Raw genomic sequence first — 21,120 nt, 5'->3', positions numbered from 1 at the left:
TATGCCGCAGCTCAAGCTCATCATCCTCGACCGCGACGGCGTGATCAATCATGATTCGCCGGACTTCATCAAGTCGCCGGAAGAATGGATTCCCGTTCCCGGCTCGCTGGAAGCGATTGCCCGCCTGAACCAGGCGGGTTATCGCGTGGTGGTGGCATCCAACCAGTCCGGCATTGCGCGCCAGTTCTTCGACATCACCATCCTGAACGCCATCCACGCCAAGATGCACCGCATGGCGCAGCAGGTGGGCGCGGATATCGATGCCGTGTTCTTCTGCCCGCACGCGGCGGCGGACAACTGCGACTGCCGCAAGCCGAAGCCCGGCATGTATGCGGAAATCGCCAAGCGCTACCAGGTGAGCCTGAAAGGCGTGCCGACGGTGGGCGATTCCCTGCGCGACCTGCAGGCCGGGTTCATCGCGGGCTGCGCTCCCTACCTGGTATTAACCGGCAAAGGCGAGAAAACAGCGGCCACGGGAGGCCTGCCACCCGGTACAATGACTTTTCCCGACCTCGCAGCCACGGTGCAGCACCTGCTGAAAAATCCGGTGCCGCCGGCTGCCAACTGATCCTGATGGAGTCCAGCATTGCGTAACACCGTTCTGTTCCTGCGTTCCCTGCTGTTCACGCTGCTGATGGTGGTCGCCACCGTGGTGTGGTGCTTCGTCTGCATGCTGGCCGCGCCGCTTCCTTACAACAAACGGTATTACGTCACCTCGCGCTGGAACGTCTTTATCATCTGGGCGGCGAAAGCGATTTGCGGCATCGAGTACGAATTCAAGGGCTACGAGAATTTCCCGGACGGCCCGGCTGTCATCCTGTCCAAGCACCAGTCGGCGTGGGAAACCATCTTCCTGCTGGCGAACCTTCCACGCCCCCTGGTCTTCGTGTTCAAGAAAGAGATCCTGTACATTCCCTTCTTCGGCTGGGGCATCGCGCTGCTGCGCATGATTCCCATCGACCGCAAGCAGGGCAAAAACGCCTTCAGGCAGGTGGTCGCGCACGGCAAGCGCAGGCTGAAAGACGGCCAATGGATTATTATGTTCCCCGAGGGGACACGCATTCCCGTCGGCCAGGCGGGAAAGTACAAGAGCGGCGGCACGCGACTCGCGGTGGAAACCAATACGCCGGTGGTGCCGATTGCGCTGAACTCCGGTGAATGCTGGCCAAAGAATTCGTTTATCAAGCGTCCCGGCAAAATCACGGTCTCGGTAGGCAAGCCGATATCGTCCGAAGGCCAGAGCGCGGATGGCATGATGGAACAGGTGGAACAGTGGATAGAATCAGAAATGCGCGTCATTTCGCCCCACGCTTACAACGCTGGCTAGACGATCTCGCAACCGCGAAATCCACGCCGGCTTCAGAGGCGGGCGTGAATCAGCTCGACCTGTTTGCCGGCGCAGCAAATCCGGATGCGGCGCCCGCCGCATCGCTCCCCGTACCGCCTTCTTCTTCCTTCCCCGTTCCCGGCCCCGCCACCGTCAACCTGCTGCGGCCGCCGATCCAGCTGCGCAAGCCCGATCCGGTCCTCACGCCGCCTGTCGCCGGCGAATCGAAGCGGCAGCTTCTGGTCGGCGAGTTCGTGCTTGAATACGTGCTGCGCCGCTCCACGCGCCGCTCCATCGGCTTCATGATCGACGATGACGGCCTGCGCGTGACCGCGCCCAAACGCTGCACGCTGGCCGATATCGACAATGCCATCCGCGCCAAGCAGCACTGGATACTGAGCAAGCTCGATGAGCGCCGCCAGCGCCGCGCCGCACGCCTGGAAAAGCCGCCGGTGGCGTGGGAAGACGGCGCCCGCATTCCCTATCTGGGCGTGGACCTCACGCTGCGCCTGTATGCCGCCCCGCGTAACCGCACGGACTACAATCCGGCCACGCAGGAGCTGGCGATGGGGCTGGTGCAGGGCGCGACCGAACAGCTGGTGAAGGAGCGCGTGAAGTCCTGGCTGAAGCAGCAGGCCGAAGGCCTGTTCAAGCAGCGCCTGGACCTGTATGCGGCAAGGCTTGGCGTGCAGTATGCGGACTTTTCCCTGTCATCGGCCGACACGCGCTGGGGCTCCTGCACGGTGCAGCGCACGATACGCCTGAACTGGAAGCTGATGCACTTTTCGCTGCCGCTGATCGACTACGTGGTGGCGCACGAACTGGCGCATATCCTGGAGATGAACCACAGTGCCCGCTTCTGGGCGCACGTGGGCCGCATCTATCCGCAGTACGAGGAAGCCAAGCAGCTGCTGCGCCGCCGCGCACAGGAGCTGCCCGTCATGTTCTGACCGGGCTTACAGCCAGCCCGCCTCGCGCGCGATGCGGAAGGCTTCCACGCGGTTGCCGGCATTGAGCTTGCTGATCGCTTCGGACAGGTAATTGCGCACCGTGCCCTCGGACAGCGACAGCTGCCTGGCGATATCGGCGCCGCTGCGGCCCTCCCCCGCCAGGCGCAGCACCTGGCGTTCCCGCTCGCTGAGCGGATCTTCCGCACCGCTCCAGCTTTCCAGCGCCAGCTCGGGCGCAATCGCCCTGCCGCCGCCATGCACGGTGCGGATCGCCGCAGCAAGCGACTCGGACGGAGCCTCCTTCAGCAGATAGCCGCGAACCCCGGCCGCCATGGCGCGGCGCAGGTAGCCGGACCGCGCGAACGTGGTAACGATGATGACGCGCGCAGCGTCGCCGCGCTCCGCAAGGGCCGATGCCAGCTCCAGGCCCGTCATCTGCGGCATCTCGATATCGGTCAGCACAATATCCGGCGCAAGCCGGGCGCACAGGGCCAGCGCATCCCGGCCATTGCGTGCCTGCCCCACCACATCAAGGTCAGGCTCCAGCTTCAGCAGGGCGGCGAGCGCGCCCAGCACCAGCGACTGGTCTTCTGCGATCAGTACGCGGATCATGCAAAACCTCCCATCGGCAGCCGCAGCTCCAGCGACAGGCCGCGCACCACTTCCACCCTGAGCTGGCCGCCAAGCGACGCCACCCGCTCCTGCATGCCGCGCAGGCCATTGCCCTGCTCCAGCGCCTGCAGCGAATCGAGCTTGCTGCCATCGTCGCGGATATGGCAGACCAGCAGGCCGTCCTTCAGCGTCACGTTCACCTCGCAGCGTTTCGCATCCGCATGGCGCAGGATATTCGTCACCGCCTCGCGCAGGGACAGCGACAGCACGCTCTCCGCGGTCGCCGGCATCGTCAGGGGCTCTATGTTCGCATCCAATGTAACGTTGGCGGCCGCCAGCGCGGCGCGAGCCTGCGCCAGCTCGTGCGCGAAACCCGTCTGGCGGTAGCCGCTCACGGCACTGCGCACTTCCGCCAGCGCCTGCCGCGCATTGGTTTCGATATCCCTGATCTCGCGGCGCGAACCCTCCGGGTCGCGGTCGAGCAAGCGCCCCGCCAGCTCGGCCTTGAGCGTGATGAGCGACAGCGTATGGCCGAGCAGGTCGTGCATATCGCGCGAGATGCGTTCGCGTTCCGCGATGCGCGCCAGGTGCTCCACCTCTTCCTGCTTGCGCAGCAGCTGCCAGTGCTTGCGCTTCAGCGTCGCGTCCATCACGCTGGCGATGCCGACCGGCACGCCGACTGCGAGCGTGGGCATCAGGAAGCTGAGCGGCAGATCGACCACCAGCGCGATGAGCGCCGCGCCGGACAGGATTGCCGCAATCGTGGCATAGGCGTAGCGCCGGTTCTCGATGCCGGCGCACATGGCGGCGCCGAAAATGAAGAAGGTGCAGGCGCCGAAGTTGAAGGGAGCCCACGCCACGCCGAGCGCGAAGGTCGCGAGCAGCACGGGTACCAGGCGCCGGTTGCGCAGCCAGTAGCTGGAGAAATACATCGGCACGAACACGATCACCGTCAGCGCCAGCAATGCCAGCTCCAATGCCGTGGGCCGGATGTAGAAGTACTTCCAGACGAAGAAGTTCAGCGACAGCAGCCACAGATACGGCGCCTTGCCGACCGCGGGCGGCACCCATGGCCCTGCCAGCATTCGCCGTATCCTGTCCACGCGCTTCTCCTTATTCTTCCGTCAGGCGAACGTCGGCAATCTGGAACTGGTAATCGCCCGGCTTCGGTCCTGCGTTGAACGCTATCATGGTGAGCGCACTGGCGTCTACTCCCTTGAAGGAGGACAGCGGCAGCACGACTTCGGACCAGCCTTCGCCTGCGGTGAAGGGCTGGTTTACCGGAATCGAAACGCCCTTGGACATGATGGCCACCGCGTAGCGCTGGCCGTCGCCGCGCGCACGGAAGCGCAGCACTGTTGCGGCGCTCAGGTCCGCCGCCTGCATCGGCTGCTGGCCGGGGATGAAGGCGATACCGGCCCAGGGATAGGCGAAGCCCGGTTTCACGCTGGCCGTAACGTCTGCCGCCCGCTGCCCGCCCGACTCCACGAAGGCCAGCTTCGCAGTCGATTTGCCGCCCATGAAATTATCGGTGGACGGCACCCAGCCCATGCCGAACGGGCTGCCGAAGCGCTCCGGCGAGAACAGGCTGATACGGCCTTCCGGCGGCAGTGCCAGGGCCTTGCCCTTTTGCGCGCTGGCTTCGTCCGCCACCGCCTTCATCTGCGCCGTGCGCAGCGGCGAGACCGGTGCGCCGTCCTTCCACACTTCCACGATGCGGCGGGTGGCGCCGATATCGGCAGTTGGATCCCCTTCCACCAGCAGCAGATCCGCCTTGTAGCCTTTCGCGATACGGCCCCGCTGCGGCAGGCGGAAGGCCCTGGCCGGTGCGCTGGTGGCCGCCGCCAGCGCCTCAGACGGCGCCAGGCCGGCCTGCGTCATGGCCAGCAGCTCGTGGTGCATGCTCGCGCCGTACTGGGTGCCCACATTGCCGGCGTCGGTGCCCGCCAGCAGGGTGACGCCCGCATCGCGCAGCGCCTTCACCACCGCGCGCGGCGCCGCCAGTTTCTCCGGATGCGCACTGCTGCCATGGCTGCCCCTGAGCGGCTGCACCTGCTCCTTCAGCAGCAGGGCCATCAGCGTTTTATCGTCCAGCACATCCTGTTCCTGCACGCCTGCGATGCTTTCCATGACGCTGAAGGTGGGAATGATGAAGGCCTTGCGGCTGCGGGCAAGCGCGGCAAATGCCGCGAGATCGTCCGGCGCAATGCGCTCGCCGACGAACAGGTGCACGAGGCCGTCGGCCCCCGCCTCCAGCGCGGCGCGGGCATTGGCCAGCGTGGCGATATGGACCACGGCCAGCTTGCCACGCCGGTGCGCGGCATCCACCAGCGCCTTCACGGTCGGCAGGTCGAGGCTGGGCGTGGGATGCGCAGCACTGCCCTGCTCCAGTACGATCTTGATGAAATGGGAACCTTCGGCAATGCGCGCATCCACCCATGCCTGCGCTTCTTCCGGGCGGGTGAGGGTCTGGATGGCAATGCCGTATTCGGTGCCATGGCCGCCGGGCACGGTGGCGAGCGTGCCGGCCGAGAACATGTCGGCACGGTCCTTGTTCTCGCCGCGCTGCATGCGCGCCGCCATATCCTGCATGATGGAGACGCCGGTGAACATATCGACCTGCGTGGTAACACCGAACAGCAGCGGCAGCTCGAGATAGCGGTAGGCATGCACGTGCGAATCGATCAGGCCTGGCAGCAGCGTGCGGCCCTTGCCGTCGATGATAACGGTATCGGCAGGCGCTTTGCCGTGGAAGTCTGGGTCGGCGATCTTTGCGCCGTCGATCAGCACATTGCGGTGCTCGTAGCTGCGCTGGCCATCGAATACGCGCACGTCGCGGATCAGCGTGGTTGCGGCCATTGCAGGCAGTGCGGCAGCAAGGGCGGCGGTGAGCAGTAGTGGTTTGAACATGGTCTTCTCCCTGGTGTCTGGTGGGAGAAGTATCGGCTCCGGGCTGCGCGCCCGCCAGAGCAAAACGCCATCAATCTGGTGTGACAAATGTCACCTGCCCAGCACGGCCTCCAGCTCCCGCACCTTCAGCTTCAGGCGTACGAGGAAGTTATATGACAGGCCATCGTCGCATTCGTTGCGGTCGTGCGCAAAGAACCAGTCGTCGCCGCGCAGGACCACGGGCGTGCGGTCGGCGGCAGCCAGCTTCTGCTTCACGCCCTTGAAGTAATCGTAGCTTTGCGTCACGTAATGGTTGATGCGCAGTTTGGCATGCGATGGCTGTTGCGCCGGATCGTTCAGCATGGGCGTGGTGAGCTGGCGCAAGCGCTCGTCATACGTGCCGCGTTCGGTCGCGAAGATATGCGAGGTGGCCGCCCTGGCCTGCTGGCGGCCCTTGATGACCGATTTGATATGGCGGTTTGGTCCGAAGTCCGGTTTGCTGTGGCGTGTGAAGTTTTCCATCAGCAGGCCGTCCGGCTCCTCCAGGTGGCCGCTGCTGCCGTAGCACATCCAGTACACGCCCAGCGCCGACATTTCGTGTCCGTTGAACTCCGCCAGCGCCTGCTGGATGTCCGGAGCCTGCACCGGAAACAGGAATTCGTCGCCGTCGATGAAAGCCATCCAGTCCACATCCGCATTATGCGTATCGATAGCGTGCTGATAGGCCGCGAGCTGCGGCTTGTCCGGCGCCTGCACGGTGTAGAAAGTGATGGGATAGTGCCGCGACAGGGTTTCCAGCGTCTGCGGCATGCCATCATCGCATTCGTGGCAATAGATGAAGAACCTGTTGAACCCGACCGCCATATGAAAGGCCAGCCATTCCACGATCCAGGGATTCCGGTTGCGCTGAATGGATGCGATGGCGACTTGCATGGTCAGGCGAGCGGCGGCAGCAGCGCGATGGTGCGCGCGGTGGCGCCACGGTGCTGGTTGGCGAAGGCGAGCGCGTTGGCGCCCATCGTCTCGCGCGCTGTTGCGTCCTGCAGCAGCGCCGCGGCGGTGCGCATCAAATCATCGGCGCTCGCCACGCGCTGCGCGCCGCCTGCGGCCAGCGCATCTTCGGTGGCCTGCGCGAAGTTGAAGGTGTGCTGGCCTACCAGCACCGGCTTGCCCAGCGCTGCAGGTTCGATCAGGTTCTGGCCGCCCAGCGGCTGCAGGCTCCCGCCGATGAAGGCCACGTCGCAGGCAGCGTAATACGCGAACATTTCGCCCATCGAATCGCCCAGCAGCACCTGTGTTTCGGCAGCGACAAGGGCGCCGGGCGTCTCAAGCGCCGAGCGGCGCTGCACGGAGAGGCCGCGCCCGCGCACCATGGCATCAACCGCATCGAATCGCTGGGGATGGCGCGGCACCAGCAGCAGCAGCCAGCCGTCCGGCATGGCTGCCGTGCGCGCGGCGTCGAGTATCAGTTCCTCTTCGCCCTCGCGCGTGGAAGCGCACAGCAGCACCGGGCGCAAGCCGATCTGCTGGCGCAGCCGCGCGCCCAGCGCCAGCACGGCAGGCGGCACGACGACGTCAAACTTGATGCTGCCGGTAACGTCCACTTTCGGCGCCCCGAGGCTGCGGATGCGTTCCGCATCGGCTTCCGTTTGCGCAGCGACATGCGAGATACCGGCAGCCGCATTGCGCATCATCCGGCCGAAGCGCTGCGCCTTGCGCAGCGAGCGTTCACTGAGACGTGCATTCGCCAGCATGACGGGCACCTTGCGGCGGCCGCATTCTGCGATCAGGTTGGGCCACACTTCGGTCTCCATCAGGATGCAGATGCGCGGCTCGAAGTGGCGGATGAAACGCTGCACCAGCGAGGGAATATCGTAAGGCAGATAGGATTGCACGAGGCGCGCGCCGTGCTTGCCGAACAGGGACTTGCCGGTGGCGCGGCCGGTCGGCGTCATATGCGTGAGCACGATGCGGCTGTGCGGATACTGCTTGAGCAGCGCTTCCACCAGCGGCTCGGATGCCCGCGTTTCGCCGACCGAGACGGCATGCACCCAGATCGTGAGCGGCCCGTCGTTGGCGGCCCGGCGGCCATAGATGCCAAGGCGTTCGCCCCAGTGCTGGCGGTAGCCCGGCTCCTGGCGGCCGCGCAGCCACAGGCGCGCCAGCACCAGCGGCAAGGCCAGCCACCACATCAGGGTATAGAAACGAAGCATGTCAGGCGATCAGGCTGCGGGCGGCAGCCAGCACTTCGGCCACGGAAGGCGGCGCGCCGGCATCGCCCAGGTTGATGATCTTCGGCGACCAGTTGCCCTCGGTTTTCCAGCGCGGCGAGTCGCAGTAGATTTCGACCACAGGGCGCGAGAAGGCAGCCGCGATATGGGTGAGCCCCGTATCGACGCCCACCGCCAGCGCGGCATGGCGTGCCAGCAGCACGGCATCGGCCATGGACAGCCTGGGCAGCACGCGCGCATTCGGCAGCGATGCCGCCAGCGCTTCCGCTTCAGCCTTTTCTTTCGGCGAGCCCCAGGGCAGCAGGATGGTCATCGGGGCCAATGCGCGCCCCAGTTCGATCCAGTTGGCCGGCGCCCACTTCTTCGCGTCGCGCGCCGTACCATGGAAGTAGACGGCATAAGGCCCGGCAGGCATCCAGTCGGGACGCGGATCGGACGGCGACACCTCCGGCAGGCCGAAATCGGCCGGCGTATCGGCGGCGTAGCCCAGCGCCGCGCCAACCACAAGGCGGCCGCGCGCTACCGCATGCGTGCGCGGGTCGAGGGGGATGCTTTTCGTATGGAAGATGCGCGAGATGCCTTCATAGCCCGAGCCTTCGCTGCCATTGGCCAGGCCCACCTTGAAACGCCCGCGTGCGGCGCCCATGATGATGCCGGTCTTGAGCAGGCCCTGGGTGTCGAACACATAGTCGTATTCCACTGCGCGCAGGGTGCGGAAGAACTGGCCGATCTCGGCGCGCGTGGCCTTGTCGCCAAGGCTCTTGCGCCAGCGGCGCAGCGCAAACGGGATGATGTTGCGCACCTGAGGATTCAGGCGCACCAGGCTCACATAGCCCTCTTCCACTACCCAGTCGATATTCGCGTGCGGGAAGTGGCGGCGGATATCCGCCACGATGGGCATATTGTGCAGCACGTCCCCCAGCGAGGAGACGCGCACCAGGAGGATGTTCATCTCAACTCAGAACGGCAGTTCGGCATCCGGCTTGGCAGCCAGGATCACCTTCTTGAACTGGCCCTGGATGCGCTCCAGCGCCGCCGGCGTTTCCGCCTCGAAGCGCAGCACGATCACCGGCGTGGTGTTCGAAGAACGCGCCAGGCCGAAGCCGTCCGCATATTCCACGCGCAGGCCGTCGATGGTGATGATCTGTTCGTTGCCGGGGAACTCGGCGTCCGCACGCAGCTTGTCCATCAGCGCGAAATTCTCGCCTTCCTTCAGGTGCAGGTGCAGCTCGGGCGTGCTGTCCGACTGCGGCAGTGCATTCAGCAGCGCGGAAGGATCTTTTTCGCGGGTCAGGATCTCCAGCATGCGCGCGCCGGAATACAGGCCGTCGTCGAAGCCGTACCAGCGGTCCTTGAAGAAGATATGGCCGCTCATTTCGCCGCCCAGCGGGGCGCCGGTTTCCTTCAGCTTGGCCTTCACCAGCGAGTGGCCGGTCTTGTACATCAGCGGCTTGCCGCCTGCCTTGGTGATGTAGGGCGCCAGGTGGCGCGTGCACTTCACGTCGTACAGGATCTGTTCGCCCGGATGGCGCGTCAGCACGTCGGCCGCGAACAGCATCATCTGGCGGTCCGGATAAATGATCTGGCCGTCCTTGGTGACGATGCCCAGGCGGTCGCCGTCGCCGTCGAAGGCCAGGCCGATTTCGGCGTCGGTCTCCTGCAGGCAGCGGATCAGGTCCTGCAGGTTCTCGGGATGCGCCGGATCCGGATGGTGGTTCGGGAAGGTGCCGTCCACTTCGCAGAACAGCTCGATCACTTCGCAGCCCATGCCGCGGTACAGGTCCCCCGCGAAGGCGCCGGCCACGCCGTTGCCGCAGTCGACGGCGATCTTGATCGGGCGCGCAATCTTCACGTCGCCGATGATGCGCTCCAGGTAGGCGGCGCGGATATCGTGGGTGCGGTACTGGCCGGTGGCGGCGGCAGGCTGCAAGCCGGCGGCGATGGCGTCGTACAGGCCTGTAATGGCCTCGCCGTGGATCGCCTCGCCCGCCAGCACCATCTTGAAGCCGTTGTAGTCCGGCGGATTGTGGCTGCCCGTTACCATGATGCCGGATTTCGCATCCAGCACATTGGTGCCGAAATAAACCATCGGCGTCGCCACCATGCCCAGGTCGATCACGTCCACGCCCGCCGTTTGCAGGCCTTCAGCCAGCGCCTTGGACAGTTCAGGGCCGGACAGGCGGCCGTCGCGCCCGATCACTACGGCGCGCTCCCCTTTCGCAGCGGCGGCCAGGCCGAATGCATGGCCAATCTGGCGCGCCACGCCGGCGTCCAGGGTTTTGCCGATGATGCCGCGGATATCGTAAGCTTTGAAGATCGATTTAGAGAGGGAAACCATAGGAATAAAGGCAGGCGAACCCGGGTGGGTTGCGGGGTTGATAACAAGCGGTATGGTAGTTGCGATGCTGGCGGCAGGCAAGACCCGCCGCCAACGGATGAGAGGATATCAGATACGCAGGTCGTCCATCGATTTGCCCGCGTCCAGCGCTTCCTTGACCCACTTCGGCTGGCGGCCGCGGCCAGTCCATTGCTGCGAGGAATCAGCCGGATTGCGGTAGCGCGCCGCCACCGTGCCGCCCTTATTGCGGTTGCCCGATGCAACCAGATCTTTCAATGGCAAACCCACGCTTTGCGCAATCGCGAAAATCTGTTCGCGCGCTTTTTGCAGGTCCTGGGATTCACGTTTTTTCAATTCACGCTTGATCTGCTCTTGCAGATTGCGCAAATCGGAAGCCGACATATTCGACAGATCCATTTGGCATATTCCTTGAGGGGCTAATCAGAGGGTGCAGCTTGCTGTGCGCAATATACACCATAATAAGAAAACCTCAGTTCTTCTTGTGCCGGATCATCCAGCGCGGCGCCTTGAAACGGACAATCCGCACATATAGCCAGACATAACTGCTGATAAACAGCAGCAGGAAACAGATCAGCACCCAGGTATGGCGCCAGAATACCGTGGCAGGAATTACCGCCATCAGGGAAAACATCCACAGATAAGGGGAGGTGAGGGAATTGCGGCGCATCAGCGCCCGGGCATCCTTGCGGCCCACGGCCCATTGCACGACGCGGCGGAAAATCAGGCTGTGCAGGTGAATGCCGTCCGGCATGGCCGGCGATTTACCGCGAATGAACATGCGGCGATAAACCGAGAATAATGTTTCGAATGCGGGATAGATTAACAGCAATGCGGCGTACCAGGTAGAAACTTCCGGATTCCGCATAACCAGCAGCAGCGCCAGCTCGCCCAGCATAAAACCGATGAAATAAGCACCGCCATCGCCAAGGAATATCAGGCCCACCGGATAGTTCCAGATCAGGAAACCGGCCGTGGCGCCGGCCACCATCAAAGCGGCAACCAGCACAAACATATCGCTCACCTGCAGCGCCACATAACCCAGCGATAAAAGCATACAAATGGTTACGACGCTGGCCAGACCATTGAATCCATCAATAATATTAATGGCATTGGCAATACCCGCCACCGCCAAGACCGTCAGCGGCAAGGTAAGCCAGATATAAGGCAGGGGCCAGACCGCATTTACCCAGTCCAGGCGGTCGATGCGGGCATCCAGCAGGAAATAGCCCAGCAGTGCGGCAATCATCGTGAGAATCAGGCGCCGGGCAGCGCTCACGCGGCCTGTATAGTCTTCCACGATGCCGCCGACGAAGGCGCAGCTGGCGCAGGCAATCAGCGACAGCATCCAGGTCGTCATGGCGGGCACGCGCCAGATGGAAATGCAGGCGCTCAGCGCTACGGCCAGGAAAATGGACAGCCCGCCAATACGGGCCACGGAATGCGAGTGGACTTTCTGAACGCCGTTGAAATCGGAATCGAGTGCGGGCCCGTGCAATCTCGCCTCCTTGATGACCAGCAGGGTCAGCAGGGCGGAAGCGATAAAACTTACCAGGAAGGAAAACATCGGTTTTTTATGGGTATGGGGGCCTGTACGCTAACCGGGCATTGTACCGGATTAATGTTGAGCAAAGGATAAACGCGCCGGGCAGCGCGTTTATTTCATGCAGAGGCGCAAGGCTTCCTGCCATTGCGGCAGGGTGCAGAAACGGTCCATCAGGCGCTGCGAGGACAGCACCGAGTACTGTGGCCGGCGCGCGGGCACCGGATAGTCGGCCGTGGTGATGGGCACCAGCTTGCAATCGATGCCGGCCTGCTCCAGGATGGCGCGGGTGAAATCGAACCAGGTGGTCTGGCCCTGGCTGCTCAGGTGATAGATGCCGCCATGCTCGCGCCACCAGTCCGCACCGCCCTGCCCGGCCTGCGCCAGCACTAGCGCCGTCGTGTCGGCAATGGTGCGGCTCCAGGTAGGCGCGCCATGCTGGTCGGCCACGATGCGCAGCTCGTCGCGCTCTTTCGCGAGGCGCAGCATGGTCAGCAGGAAGTTCTTGCCGCGCATGCCATAGACCCAGCTGGTGCGGAAAATCAGGTGCGGCACGCCGCTGGCCGCAATGGCCTGCTCGCCGGCCAGCTTGCTGGCGCCGTAGACATTGATCGGGCCCGTGGCGTCGCCTTCCACGCGCGGCGCCGGATCGTCGCCGGGGAACACATAGTCGGTGGAATAGTGGACCAGGGCCGCGCCCAGGGCCTTCGCTTCCGCGGCCATCAGGCCCGGCGCTTCGGCATTGATGCGGTAGGCCAGCTCCGGCTCGCTCTCCGCCTTGTCCACCGCCGTATAGGCGGCAGGGTTGACGATCAGCTGCGGCTTTTCGGCGCGGATCACATCTCGCACCTGGTCCAGATTGGACAGGTCCATGCGGCTGCGGTCCACCGCCACCACCTGGCCGAGCCCCTGCAGGCTGCGTTCGAGCTCGTAGCCCACCTGGCCGGAGCATCCCGTCAGCAGGATTTTCATGCGAACACTTCCGCGTCAGCCAGCTTCAGCCCTTTCTGATCCTTGCCGGACAGCAGGGGGGCGGCATCCAGCGGCCATTCGATGCCGATGGCGGGATCGTTCCAGATGATGGCGCGCTCATGCTCGGGAGCGTAATAATCGGTGGTCTTGTACAGGAATTCGGCATGCTCGCTGGTGACAAGGAAGCCGTGGGCGAAGCCGGGCGGGATCCAGAACTGGCGCTTGTTTTCGGCCGACAGTTCCAGGCCATGCCATTTGCCGAAGGTGGGCGAGCTCTTGCGCAGGTCCACGGCCACGTCGAACACGCTGCCGCTGGTCACGCGCACGAGCTTGCCCTGGGCATGCTGGATCTGGTAGTGCAGGCCACGCAGCACATTGCGCGCGGAGCGCGAATGGTTGTCCTGCACGAAATCGGCCTTCACGCCGGTCAGCTCCTCAAAGCGGCGCTGATTGAAGCTTTCGTAGAAAAAACCGCGGTCGTCGCCGAATACCGTCGGCTCAATCACCAGCAGACCGTCGATGGCGGTCGGAATCACTTTCATCGGGGAATAACCTTGTCTTCCAGAATTTGCAGCAGGTACTGGCCATAGCCATTCTTCTTCAACGGTTCAGCCAGCTTTGCCAGCTGGGCAGCGTCGATGTAGCCCTTACGATAAGCGATTTCTTCCGGGCACGCCACTTTCAGGCCCTGCCGGCGTTCGATGGTGGCGATAAATTGCGACGCATCGAGCAGCGACTCGTGGGTACCGGTATCCAGCCAGGCCATACCGCGGCCCATCAGCTCCACCCTCAGCTGCTTGGCTTCAAGGTAAGCGCGGTTGACGTCGGTGATTTCCAGTTCGCCGCGCGCGGACGGCTTGATGCTGGCCGCGATATCGCACACCTGCCTGTCATAGAAATACAGGCCGGTCACCGCATAGTTGGATTTCGGCTTCAGCGGCTTTTCCTCGATGCTGACTGCACGGCGATGGTCGTCGAACTCGACCACGCCATAGCGTTCCGGATCGTGCACGTGGTAGGCGAAGACGGTGGCGCCTTCGCTGCGGCCGGCGGCGCTGTTCAGCAGTGCATCCAGGTCGTTGCCGTAATAGATGTTGTCGCCCAGGATCAGTGCGGACGGCGAGTCGCCGACGAATTCGCGGCCGATGATGAAAGCCTGCGCCAGGCCGTCCGGCGAGGGCTGCACTGCGTATTCCAGTTTCAGGCCCCATTGGCTGCCATCGCCCAGCAATTCCTTGAAACGGGGCGTATCCTGCGGGGTCGAGATAATGAGTATCTCGCGCATGCCGGCCAGCATCAGCGTGGTCAGCGGATGGTAGATCATCGGCTTGTCATAGATCGGCAGCAACTGCTTGGACACGCTCATTGTTACCGGGTACAGACGGGTGCCGGAACCGCCGGCGAGGATAATGCCTTTGCGAGATGCGCTCATTTATGCTACTTCCCGGTTAAAGTAATTGGTTTCCATCCACTTGGAGTAGGCGCCCGACTGCACGTCGGCCACCCATTCCTGGTTTTCCAGGTACCAGGCCACGGTCTTGCGGATGCCGGTTTCGAAGGTCTCGGCCGGTTTCCAGCCCAGCTCGCGTTCCAGCTTGCGCGCATCGATCGCATAGCGGCGATCATGGCCGGGGCGGTCTTTCACATAGGTGATCTGGGTCCGGTAGCTGCTGCCGTCGGCCTTCGGTTTCAGCGAATCCAGGATGTCGCACAGCACGTGCACCACATCGAGGTTGGCCATTTCGTTCCAGCCGCCCACGTTATAGGTTTCACCGAGGCGTCCATCCTGCAGCACGCGGCGGATAGCGGCGCAGTGGTCGCTCACATACAGCCAGTCACGGATCTGCTGGCCGTCGCCGTAGATCGGCAGCGGCTTGCCGGCCTGGGCGTTGGCGATCATCAGCGGAATCAGCTTCTCGGGGAAATGATAAGGGCCGTAGTTGTTGGAGCAGTTGGTGGTCAGCGTGGGGAAGCCATAGGTGTGGTGATAAGACCGCACCAGATGGTCCGACGCCGCCTTCGAGGCAGAATACGGGCTGTTAGGCGCATATGGCGTGGTTTCGCTGAAAGGCGGATCTTCCGGCCCCAGGGTGCCGTACACCTCGTCGGTGGAGACGTGCAGGAAGCGGAATGCCGTCTTCTCCTGCTCCGGCAGACCGCTCCAGTAGGCGCGCGCCGCTTCGAGCAGGCTGAAGGTGCCGTTGATATTCGTGTTGATGAACTCGCCCGGCCCGTGGATGGAACGGTCGACGTGGCTTTCCGCTGCGAAATGCACGATGGCGCGCGGCTTGTGCTCTTTCAGCAGCGCTTCCACCTGCTCGCGGTCGCAGATATCGCCGCGCACGAAGAGATGGCGCGCGTCGCCCTTGAGCGAGTTCAGGTTGTTCAGATTTCCCGCGTACGTCAACTTATCGAAGTTGAGAACAGGCTCGTCCGACTGCCGCAGCCAGTCCAGAACGAAGTTAGAGCCGATAAAGCCAGCACCGCCGGTCACAAAAATCATTTAGTATCCCAGTCCAGCAAGTTGATGAAGTAATAACCTCGATTGTATGTGAAAGCGCGGCAGTCCCGCGAAAAAATCCAATCGTGCTCCGGGGAACATAATGCGGACTTACGTGATCGGCGACCTGCAAGGTTGCCATGGTGAAACTGTCGCTTTGGTGGAGCGCATTCTCGCACGAGAACAAGAGCTGGGTGAAGAGGCGCCCTCGATCCTGTTCTGCGGCGACCTGATCAATCGCGGCCCGGACTCCCTGTCCACGCTGCGCTATGTGCAGGCGCTGGCGCAGGGCAGCGCGGGCCGCATCGACGCGGTGCTCGGCAACCACGACCTGCATTTACTTGCGGTAGCGAACGGCATCCGGCCCGAGTCCGGTTCGGACACGCTGGACACCATCCTGGCCGCGCCGGACCGCGAAGCCCTGCTGCACTGGCTGCGGCTGCGGCCGATGGCGATCATGCGCGCGGGGCACCTGCTGGTACATGGCGGCGTGCTGCCGCAATGGAGCGCGGAGCAGACGGTGGCGCTGGCCGGCGAAGTAGAGTCGGCGCTGCGCGATGGGCAGTGGGTGGACTTCCTGGCAGAAATGTACGGCAACCAGCCGGACCGCTGGGACGATGGCCTGCGCGGCACGGCGCGGCTGCGCTGCATCGTCAACGCCCTGACACGCATGCGCTTCTGTACGGCCGATGGCGTGATGGACTTCAAGATGAAGGAAAGCGCGCACGCCGACCCGGCCACGGGACTGATGCCCTGGTTCGAAGTGCCGGGCCGCCGCACCTCGGATGTTACCGTGGTGTTTGGCCACTGGTCGGCGCTGGGCCTGCAGGTCAAGCCCGGCATCATCGCGCTGGACAGCGGCTGCGTCTGGGGCGGCCAACTATCGGCCATCTGCCTCGACGACCGCAGCCTGCTGCAAATCCCCTGCACCGAATACCGCAAGCCAAAACTTGCTTAGAAAATGGGGACAGACCCGGATTAAATTAATCCGGGTCTGTCCCCAATTTTAGAGCAACTTTAGTCTGGGGCAACTTCGTCTGGGGCTTCTTCGGTGGACGCGGCTTCCTGCGGGATGTTGAGGGCCATGCGGATCGCCTGGTAGCTCGCTTCGGCCAGGTCGCGGCGGTTGCTGCCCTCTGTGCGCATGGCGGGCAGGATCGTTACCCGCGCGCGGATCGGGCTGCCGCGCAGGATCGCCATCATGCTCTGCGCGAACGTCATGTCGCCGATGAAGTCCACCGAAGGATGCGGCTTCAGATTGCTATCGACATAGCTGATGGCATACGGCTGCACTTTTACCTTGGCGTCGATGCCCGCCTCGAACAGATTGGCGTGGAAGGGCAGCAGCGTGCCCTGCGGCGCCGTCGTCCCTTCCGGGAAGAAGGCCACGCGCTGGCCGGACTGCAATGTGCTCACCAGCCCCTTGAAGATATTGCGCAGGTCGCGCCGGTTGCCGCGCGCGATGAACACCGTGCCCGCCTTCTCCACCAGCCATCCCGCCAGCGGCCAGGAACGGATCTCGGCCTTCGCCACGAAGCGGCAGGGATACAGCGCATTGATGACGAAGATATCCAGCCACGACACGTGGTTGGCCACCACCAGCGCCTTCTGCCGCGGCGCCGAGCTGCGCGAGGTAATCTGCACGCTCACATTGCAGATGGCCAGCAGGTGGCGCGACCAGTTACGGACGTGCACATCCCGCGCTTCCACACCGATGAAAGGGAAGATGAATGCGCACACCGCCATTCCCAGGAAGAGATGCACGATCACGCGCACCAGGCGCAGCGCCACCACCATGCCCTTCTCAGCGCGCGGTGCGTTCGAAGGCGACATGGCCTGCAACGATGGTTGCCATGACCTGCCCCGCCATTTCGTAACCGAGGAATGGCGTGTGCTTGCCCTGGCTGGCCAGTGCGGCTGCGTTCACTTCCCAGCGCGCCGCCGGATCGAACAGCACCACGTCCGCCGCCTTGCCCACACTTAGCGTGCCTGCATCCAGCCCCGCGATCCGCGCCGCTTCCGACGTCACACGGGACAGCGCCAGCGACAGCGCATCCTTGCTGTGCTGGGCCGCATAGTCGTCCGCCCATTTCAGCGTGAGCGACAGCAGCAGTTCGAGGCCGGTGGCGCCCGGCGACGCCTCGCCGAAGGGCAGCAGCTTTTCGTCGTCATCCACCGGCGTGTGGTCGGAACACAGCGCATCCACCGTGCCGTCCAGCAGGCCGCCGCGGATTGCCTCGCGGTCGCGCTGGCTGCGGAACGGCGGCGTAACGCGCGCATTCGAATCGAAGAAATTGATGTCGGCGTCCGTCAGGTGCACATGGTGCGCGCCCACGTCGCAGCTCACCGGCAGGCCTTCGGCCTTGGCGGCGCGCACCAGCTCGATGCCGGCTGCCGAGGAAATGCGGCACAGGTGCACGCGCGCGCCGCTGGCGCGCATCAGTTCGAAGATCGTGTGCAGGGCGATGGTCTCGGCCATCACCGGCACGCCGGACAGGCCCAGGCGCGACGCCAGCGGGCCGCTGTGGGCAATGCCGCCGCGGCCGATGTGCGCATCCTGCGGACGCAGCCAAACGGTATAGCCGAAGGTCTTCGCATACTGCATGGCGCGCAGCAGCACGGTGGTGTCGGTAATCGGCACTTCGGCCTGCGCGAAGCCGATGCAGCCCGCTTCCGTCAGCTCCGCCATCTCGGTCAGCGCTTCGCCTTTCAGGCCCATGGTGAGGGCGCCCAGCGGATGCACATTGGCCTGGTTCAGGCCGCGCGCGCGGTGCTTCAGCATTTCCACCAGGCCCGGTTCATCCAGCACCGGGTCGGTGTCGGGCGGGCAGACCAGGCTCGTTACGCCGCCCTGCACTGCCGCCTGCATTTCGGATTCCAGCGTGGCCTTGTATTCGTAGCCCGGCTCGCGCAGGCGCGCGGACAGGTCCACCAGCCCCGGCGCCACCACCAGGCCTGCAGCGTCGATGCTGCGGTCGGCCGTGAAGCCTGCCGGTGCGCTGCCGACGGCGGCTACCTTGCCGTCCACGATGAAGAGGTCGTGCTGTCCGTCGATCTTGTTGGCCGGGTCGATCAGGCGGCCGTTCTTGATATGAAGTTTCATCCCTGGTTTCCTGCCAAAATACTCATCACCGCCATGCGGACCGCAATGCCGAACGTTACCTGCGGCAGGATCACAGCCTGCGGGCCGTCCGCCACCGCCGAATCGATCTCCACGCCGCGGTTCATCGGGCCGGGGTGCATCACGATGGCATCCGCCTTGGCCAGCGCCAGGCGTTCCGGCGTGAGGCCGTAGCTCTTGAAGTATTCCTGCGCCGACGGCAGCAGCGCGCCGCTCATGCGCTCGTTCTGCAGGCGCAGCATGATGATCACGTCCACTCCCTTGAGCCCTTCATCCATATTGGTGAAGGTGCGCACGCCCAGCTGGTCCAGGCCGCCCGGCAGCAGCGTGTGCGGGCCGATGGCGCGGATTTCCGGCACGCCCAGGGTGGTCAGCGCGTGGATGTCCGAACGCGCCACGCGGCTGTGCAGGATGTCGCCGACGATGGCCACCGTGAGGTTGGTGAAGTCCTTCTTGTAATGGCGGATGGTGTACATGTCCAGCAGGCCTTGCGTGGGGTGCGCGTGGCGGCCGTCGCCTGCGTTCACCACGTGCACGTGGTTCTGCTTCGTGTCGTGCAGGTGCTTGGCGATCAGGTAGGGCGCGCCGGACTGCGAGTGGCGCACCACGAACATGTCCGCATGCATGGCGGACAGGTTGTCGATGGTGTCCAGCAGCGATTCGCCCTTGCTGGCCGAAGATGCCTGGATATTCAGGTTGATCACGTCCGCCGACAGGCGCTTGGACGCGATCTCGAAGGTGGTACGGGTGCGGGTGGAGTTTTCGAAGAACAGGTTGAACACGCTCTTCCCGCGCATCAGCGGCACCTTCTTCACCTCGCGGTCGGATACGCTGACGAAGGAAGATGCGGTGTCGAGAATCTGGTTGACGATGGCCTTGGGCAGGCCTTCCGTCGTCAGCAAGTGCTGCAGCTCGCCGTGTTTGTTCAGTTGCGGATTAAGCATGGTCTTGTTCGATGGTCAGGGTAAATTGTCCCGTGCCGTCCTGCCGCAGGCGCAGCGCCTGGCCCGGTTCGACACGCGTGGTGGCGGCAACGAAGTCGGCAGCCACCGGCAGCTGGCGTTCGCCGCGGTCCACCAGCGAGGCGAGCAGGATGCGCGCCGGGCGGCCGTAGTCGAACAGCTCATTGATGGCGGCGCGCGTGGTGCGGCCGGTGTACAGCACATCGTCCACCAGCAGGATGGTGGCGCCGCTCACATCGAAGTTGATGGAGGTGGGCTTGACCTCGGCGGGCAGGCCCTTCTTCGCGTAGTCGTCGCGGTAGAAGGACACATCCAGCACGCCGAAGCGCGCGCTCAGGCCCAGGTCGCGGGCCAGGCGTTCGGCGATCCACGCGCCGCCGGAATGGATGCCGACAATGGCTGGCTCGCTGGCGCCGGCCAGGCCGGCCTTGACCTGTTCCAGCAGGCTGGCGTACAGCCGCTCGGCATCGAGCTCGGAAGGATTAGTGAGGGACATGTTCGTCAAAGTATTGTTGCAGGATGATGGCGGCGGCGCGGTCGTCGATCACTTCGCCCCGTTTGGCCTGGATCATGGCCGAGGAGTAGCGTTCGTCCACCAGCACCACCGGTAGATTGAAGCGTCCGTGCAGCTGGTTGGCGAAGCGGCGGCAGCGCGCCGTCATTTCGTGTTCCGCACCGTCCGGATGAAAAGGCAGGCCCACGATGCAGCGGGTCGGCCCCCATTTGTCGATCAGCGCCTTGATGTCCGCAAAGCGGGCGTCGTTGCCGACCGATGTAATAACGGCCAGCGGTGCAGCCTGGCCGATCATTGTGTTCCCCATTGCGACGCCGATGCGTTTGATGCCGAAGTCGAAGCCGAATACCGTTTCAGGATTATGCATGGCCCGCTTCGGAAGTGAGCATCAGGGGATCGATACCCAGCAGTTTCATGGCGGCGACGTAGCGCTCTTCAATCGGCATGTCGAACAGGATGCGCGGGTCGGCGCCCACCGTCAGCCAGCCGTTGCGGCCGATTTCATCTTCCAGCTGGCCCGGGCTCCAGCCCGAATAGCCGATCGACACCAGCATGCGCTCCGGGCCCTTGCCCTTGGCCACCGCTTCCAGCACATCGATGGAGGTGGTGAAGGCCACGTCATTGGTCACGGTCAGCGAGGACGAATAGTGCGCGCCGGGCGTGTGCAGCACAAAGCCGCGGTCGTCCTGCACCGGGCCGCCGAACATGATGGGCGCCGATTCCATATAGCGGCTGCTGTGCGCTTCCACTTCAATGTCGATGCGCTCGAACAGCACTTCCATCGTCATGTCGGTGGGCTTGTTGATGACCACGCCGAGCACGCCATTCTCGTTATGTTCGCAAACGTACACGACCGTGCCGCCGAACACAGGATCCTGCATCGAAGGCATGGCGATCAGAAAATGGTTGGCGAGGTTCAATGCTGGCACGCTGGAAGTTGAGTTGTCCTGCAAGGGGTCGCTGCTTCCTTGCAACAGGCCGGGCACAGGTAGCGGATTACTGGCTTTGCTTTTCTTCATACGCGGTGCTCTCTGCTGGCTGTATCTTGATATTTCCTTAATATTCCAGCTTGATCTTGTGGAATATACCCACAGTTTACTATGAATTGCCGGTTCAGCCATCCTGCCGGACCAGCAAGACACC

At 63.8% G+C, this 21,120-nt stretch carries 23 protein-coding genes; 4 read left to right on the top strand and 19 right to left on the bottom strand.

Translation table 11 applies throughout. The annotated features are described in order from the left end of the window. Position 1 precedes the first annotated feature (1 nt). From gmhB to ACJRPG_RS00980, 3 genes are read left to right on the top strand one after another with little or no spacing between them, the layout of a single operon-like run. Entirely contained in the window at positions 2–568 is a 567-nt protein-coding gene (gene gmhB / locus ACJRPG_RS00990) for a D-glycero-beta-D-manno-heptose 1,7-bisphosphate 7-phosphatase (protein WP_407998172.1), read from the top strand. An 18-nt stretch (positions 569–586) separates the two neighbouring features. Further along, positions 587–1,327, top strand: coding sequence for a lysophospholipid acyltransferase family protein (locus ACJRPG_RS00985; RefSeq protein WP_407998171.1), 741 nt, complete (start codon positions 587–589; stop codon positions 1,325–1,327). A gap of 44 nt (positions 1,328–1,371) precedes the next feature. Next, a complete protein-coding gene (locus ACJRPG_RS00980; RefSeq protein ID WP_407998170.1) occupies positions 1,372–2,277 on the top strand; it encodes a M48 family metallopeptidase in 906 nt (301 codons plus the stop codon). A 6-nt stretch (positions 2,278–2,283) separates the two neighbouring features. On the opposite strand, the gene ACJRPG_RS00975 is transcribed toward ACJRPG_RS00980, so the two are convergent. The 13 genes from ACJRPG_RS00975 to rfbB form a co-directional block, all read right to left on the bottom strand. Further along, positions 2,284–2,889, bottom strand: coding sequence for a response regulator (locus tag ACJRPG_RS00975; RefSeq protein WP_407998169.1), 606 nt, complete (start codon positions 2,887–2,889; stop codon positions 2,284–2,286). After that, positions 2,886–3,974, bottom strand: coding sequence for a sensor histidine kinase (locus tag ACJRPG_RS00970; protein WP_407998168.1), 1,089 nt, complete (start codon positions 3,972–3,974; stop codon positions 2,886–2,888). The genes ACJRPG_RS00975 and ACJRPG_RS00970 overlap by 4 nt, the downstream gene beginning before the upstream one ends. 28 nt (positions 3,975–4,002) lie before the next feature. Further along, positions 4,003–5,799, bottom strand: coding sequence for a CIA30 family protein (locus ACJRPG_RS00965; RefSeq protein WP_407998167.1), 1,797 nt, complete (start codon positions 5,797–5,799; stop codon positions 4,003–4,005). 90 nt (positions 5,800–5,889) lie between these two features. After that, positions 5,890–6,711, bottom strand: coding sequence for a glycosyltransferase family 2 protein (locus tag ACJRPG_RS00960; protein WP_407998166.1), 822 nt, complete (start codon positions 6,709–6,711; stop codon positions 5,890–5,892). 2 nt (positions 6,712–6,713) lie between these two features. After that, positions 6,714–7,991 (bottom strand): lipid IV(A) 3-deoxy-D-manno-octulosonic acid transferase, encoded by a 1,278-nt coding sequence (waaA, locus tag ACJRPG_RS00955; protein WP_407998165.1) that lies wholly within the window; start codon positions 7,989–7,991, stop codon positions 6,714–6,716. Between the two features lies 1 nt (position 7,992). After that, positions 7,993–8,961: a lipopolysaccharide heptosyltransferase I gene (gene waaC / locus ACJRPG_RS00950; protein WP_407998164.1), complete on the bottom strand. Its 969-nt coding sequence runs from the start codon at positions 8,959–8,961 to the stop codon at positions 7,993–7,995. A 6-nt stretch (positions 8,962–8,967) separates the two neighbouring features. Further along, on the bottom strand, positions 8,968–10,347 hold the full coding sequence (locus ACJRPG_RS00945) for a phosphomannomutase/phosphoglucomutase (RefSeq protein ID WP_407998163.1): 1,380 nt from the start codon (positions 10,345–10,347) through the stop codon (positions 8,968–8,970). A 108-nt stretch (positions 10,348–10,455) separates the two neighbouring features. Next, the gene (locus tag ACJRPG_RS00940; RefSeq protein WP_407998162.1) at positions 10,456–10,764 is read right to left on the bottom strand and encodes an H-NS histone family protein; all 309 of its coding nucleotides are present in this window, start codon (positions 10,762–10,764) and stop codon (positions 10,456–10,458) included. Between the two features lie 73 nt (positions 10,765–10,837). Continuing rightward, on the bottom strand, positions 10,838–11,932 hold the full coding sequence (locus tag ACJRPG_RS00935) for a glycosyltransferase family 4 protein (protein WP_407998161.1): 1,095 nt from the start codon (positions 11,930–11,932) through the stop codon (positions 10,838–10,840). 90 nt (positions 11,933–12,022) lie between these two features. After that, complete coding sequence (gene rfbD, locus ACJRPG_RS00930) at positions 12,023–12,880, bottom strand: dTDP-4-dehydrorhamnose reductase (protein WP_407998160.1); 858 nt, start codon at positions 12,878–12,880, stop codon at positions 12,023–12,025. Beyond that, complete coding sequence (rfbC, locus tag ACJRPG_RS00925; protein ID WP_407998159.1) at positions 12,877–13,422, bottom strand: dTDP-4-dehydrorhamnose 3,5-epimerase; 546 nt, start codon at positions 13,420–13,422, stop codon at positions 12,877–12,879. The genes rfbD and rfbC overlap by 4 nt, the downstream gene beginning before the upstream one ends. Next, positions 13,419–14,312 carry a glucose-1-phosphate thymidylyltransferase RfbA gene (gene rfbA / locus ACJRPG_RS00920; protein WP_407998158.1) on the bottom strand — a complete coding sequence of 298 codons (894 nt, stop codon included), beginning with the start codon at positions 14,310–14,312 and terminating at the stop codon, positions 13,419–13,421. The genes rfbC and rfbA overlap by 4 nt, the downstream gene beginning before the upstream one ends. After that, positions 14,313–15,383 carry a dTDP-glucose 4,6-dehydratase gene (gene rfbB / locus ACJRPG_RS00915; protein ID WP_407998157.1) on the bottom strand — a complete coding sequence of 357 codons (1,071 nt, stop codon included), beginning with the start codon at positions 15,381–15,383 and terminating at the stop codon, positions 14,313–14,315. Between the two features lie 100 nt (positions 15,384–15,483). On the opposite strand from rfbB, the gene ACJRPG_RS00910 reads away from it, so the two are divergent. Further along, positions 15,484–16,338 (top strand): symmetrical bis(5'-nucleosyl)-tetraphosphatase, encoded by an 855-nt coding sequence (locus tag ACJRPG_RS00910; protein WP_407998156.1) that lies wholly within the window; start codon positions 15,484–15,486, stop codon positions 16,336–16,338. A 59-nt stretch (positions 16,339–16,397) separates the two neighbouring features. On the opposite strand, the gene ACJRPG_RS00905 is transcribed toward ACJRPG_RS00910, so the two are convergent. From ACJRPG_RS00905 to ACJRPG_RS00880, 6 genes are read right to left on the bottom strand one after another with little or no spacing between them, the layout of a single operon-like run. Beyond that, positions 16,398–17,213, bottom strand: coding sequence for a lysophospholipid acyltransferase family protein (locus ACJRPG_RS00905; RefSeq protein ID WP_407998155.1), 816 nt, complete (start codon positions 17,211–17,213; stop codon positions 16,398–16,400). Further along, positions 17,185–18,483: a dihydroorotase gene (locus ACJRPG_RS00900; RefSeq protein WP_407998154.1), complete on the bottom strand. Its 1,299-nt coding sequence runs from the start codon at positions 18,481–18,483 to the stop codon at positions 17,185–17,187. The genes ACJRPG_RS00905 and ACJRPG_RS00900 overlap by 29 nt, the downstream gene beginning before the upstream one ends. Beyond that, positions 18,480–19,445, bottom strand: a complete 966-nt coding sequence (locus ACJRPG_RS00895; RefSeq protein ID WP_407998153.1) for an aspartate carbamoyltransferase catalytic subunit — start codon at positions 19,443–19,445, stop codon at positions 18,480–18,482. The genes ACJRPG_RS00900 and ACJRPG_RS00895 overlap by 4 nt, the downstream gene beginning before the upstream one ends. Next, positions 19,438–19,959: a bifunctional pyr operon transcriptional regulator/uracil phosphoribosyltransferase PyrR gene (gene pyrR, locus ACJRPG_RS00890; protein WP_407998152.1), complete on the bottom strand. Its 522-nt coding sequence runs from the start codon at positions 19,957–19,959 to the stop codon at positions 19,438–19,440. Before pyrR ends, ACJRPG_RS00895 begins: the two co-directional genes overlap by 8 nt. Beyond that, the gene (gene ruvX / locus ACJRPG_RS00885) at positions 19,946–20,344 is read right to left on the bottom strand and encodes a Holliday junction resolvase RuvX (RefSeq protein ID WP_407998151.1); all 399 of its coding nucleotides are present in this window, start codon (positions 20,342–20,344) and stop codon (positions 19,946–19,948) included. The genes pyrR and ruvX overlap by 14 nt, the downstream gene beginning before the upstream one ends. After that, positions 20,337–20,996 (bottom strand): YqgE/AlgH family protein, encoded by a 660-nt coding sequence (locus ACJRPG_RS00880; protein WP_407998150.1) that lies wholly within the window; start codon positions 20,994–20,996, stop codon positions 20,337–20,339. Before ACJRPG_RS00880 ends, ruvX begins: the two co-directional genes overlap by 8 nt. Positions 20,997–21,120: the final 124 nt, after the last annotated feature.

Source organism: Pseudoduganella rhizocola (genome assembly GCF_045984285.3).
GTDB lineage: Bacteria > Pseudomonadota > Gammaproteobacteria > Burkholderiales > Burkholderiaceae_D > Rugamonas.
This window is presented reverse-complemented; position numbering and strand designations above follow the sequence as displayed.

Excerpts from the sequence above, each read along its gene's own strand:
- ACJRPG_RS00975 (WP_407998169.1), bottom strand. The coding sequence starts at position 2,889 with ATGATCCGCGTACTGATCGCAGAAGACCAGTCGCTGGTGCTGGGCGCG.
- ACJRPG_RS00945 (WP_407998163.1), bottom strand. The coding sequence starts at position 10,347 with ATGGTTTCCCTCTCTAAATCGATCTTCAAAGCTTACGATATCCGCGGC.
- ACJRPG_RS00965 (WP_407998167.1), bottom strand. The coding sequence starts at position 5,799 with ATGTTCAAACCACTACTGCTCACCGCCGCCCTTGCTGCCGCACTGCCT.
- rfbA (WP_407998158.1), bottom strand. The coding sequence starts at position 14,312 with ATGAGCGCATCTCGCAAAGGCATTATCCTCGCCGGCGGTTCCGGCACC.
- rfbC (WP_407998159.1), bottom strand. The coding sequence starts at position 13,422 with ATGAAAGTGATTCCGACCGCCATCGACGGTCTGCTGGTGATTGAGCCG.
- ACJRPG_RS00895 (WP_407998153.1), bottom strand. The coding sequence starts at position 19,445 with ATGCTTAATCCGCAACTGAACAAACACGGCGAGCTGCAGCACTTGCTG.
- gmhB (WP_407998172.1), top strand. The coding sequence starts at position 2 with ATGCCGCAGCTCAAGCTCATCATCCTCGACCGCGACGGCGTGATCAAT.
- waaC (WP_407998164.1), bottom strand. The coding sequence starts at position 8,961 with ATGAACATCCTCCTGGTGCGCGTCTCCTCGCTGGGGGACGTGCTGCAC.
- rfbD (WP_407998160.1), bottom strand. The coding sequence starts at position 12,880 with ATGAAAATCCTGCTGACGGGATGCTCCGGCCAGGTGGGCTACGAGCTC.
- pyrR (WP_407998152.1), bottom strand. The coding sequence starts at position 19,959 with ATGTCCCTCACTAATCCTTCCGAGCTCGATGCCGAGCGGCTGTACGCC.
- ACJRPG_RS00900 (WP_407998154.1), bottom strand. The coding sequence starts at position 18,483 with ATGAAACTTCATATCAAGAACGGCCGCCTGATCGACCCGGCCAACAAG.
- ACJRPG_RS00940 (WP_407998162.1), bottom strand. The coding sequence starts at position 10,764 with ATGGATCTGTCGAATATGTCGGCTTCCGATTTGCGCAATCTGCAAGAG.
- rfbB (WP_407998157.1), bottom strand. The coding sequence starts at position 15,383 with ATGATTTTTGTGACCGGCGGTGCTGGCTTTATCGGCTCTAACTTCGTT.
- ACJRPG_RS00905 (WP_407998155.1), bottom strand. The coding sequence starts at position 17,213 with ATGTCGCCTTCGAACGCACCGCGCGCTGAGAAGGGCATGGTGGTGGCG.
- ruvX (WP_407998151.1), bottom strand. The coding sequence starts at position 20,344 with ATGCATAATCCTGAAACGGTATTCGGCTTCGACTTCGGCATCAAACGC.
- ACJRPG_RS00910 (WP_407998156.1), top strand. The coding sequence starts at position 15,484 with ATGCGGACTTACGTGATCGGCGACCTGCAAGGTTGCCATGGTGAAACT.
- ACJRPG_RS00970 (WP_407998168.1), bottom strand. The coding sequence starts at position 3,974 with ATGCTGGCAGGGCCATGGGTGCCGCCCGCGGTCGGCAAGGCGCCGTAT.
- ACJRPG_RS00935 (WP_407998161.1), bottom strand. The coding sequence starts at position 11,932 with ATGTTTTCCTTCCTGGTAAGTTTTATCGCTTCCGCCCTGCTGACCCTG.
- waaA (WP_407998165.1), bottom strand. The coding sequence starts at position 7,991 with ATGCTTCGTTTCTATACCCTGATGTGGTGGCTGGCCTTGCCGCTGGTG.
- ACJRPG_RS00880 (WP_407998150.1), bottom strand. The coding sequence starts at position 20,996 with ATGAAGAAAAGCAAAGCCAGTAATCCGCTACCTGTGCCCGGCCTGTTG.
- ACJRPG_RS00960 (WP_407998166.1), bottom strand. The coding sequence starts at position 6,711 with ATGCAAGTCGCCATCGCATCCATTCAGCGCAACCGGAATCCCTGGATC.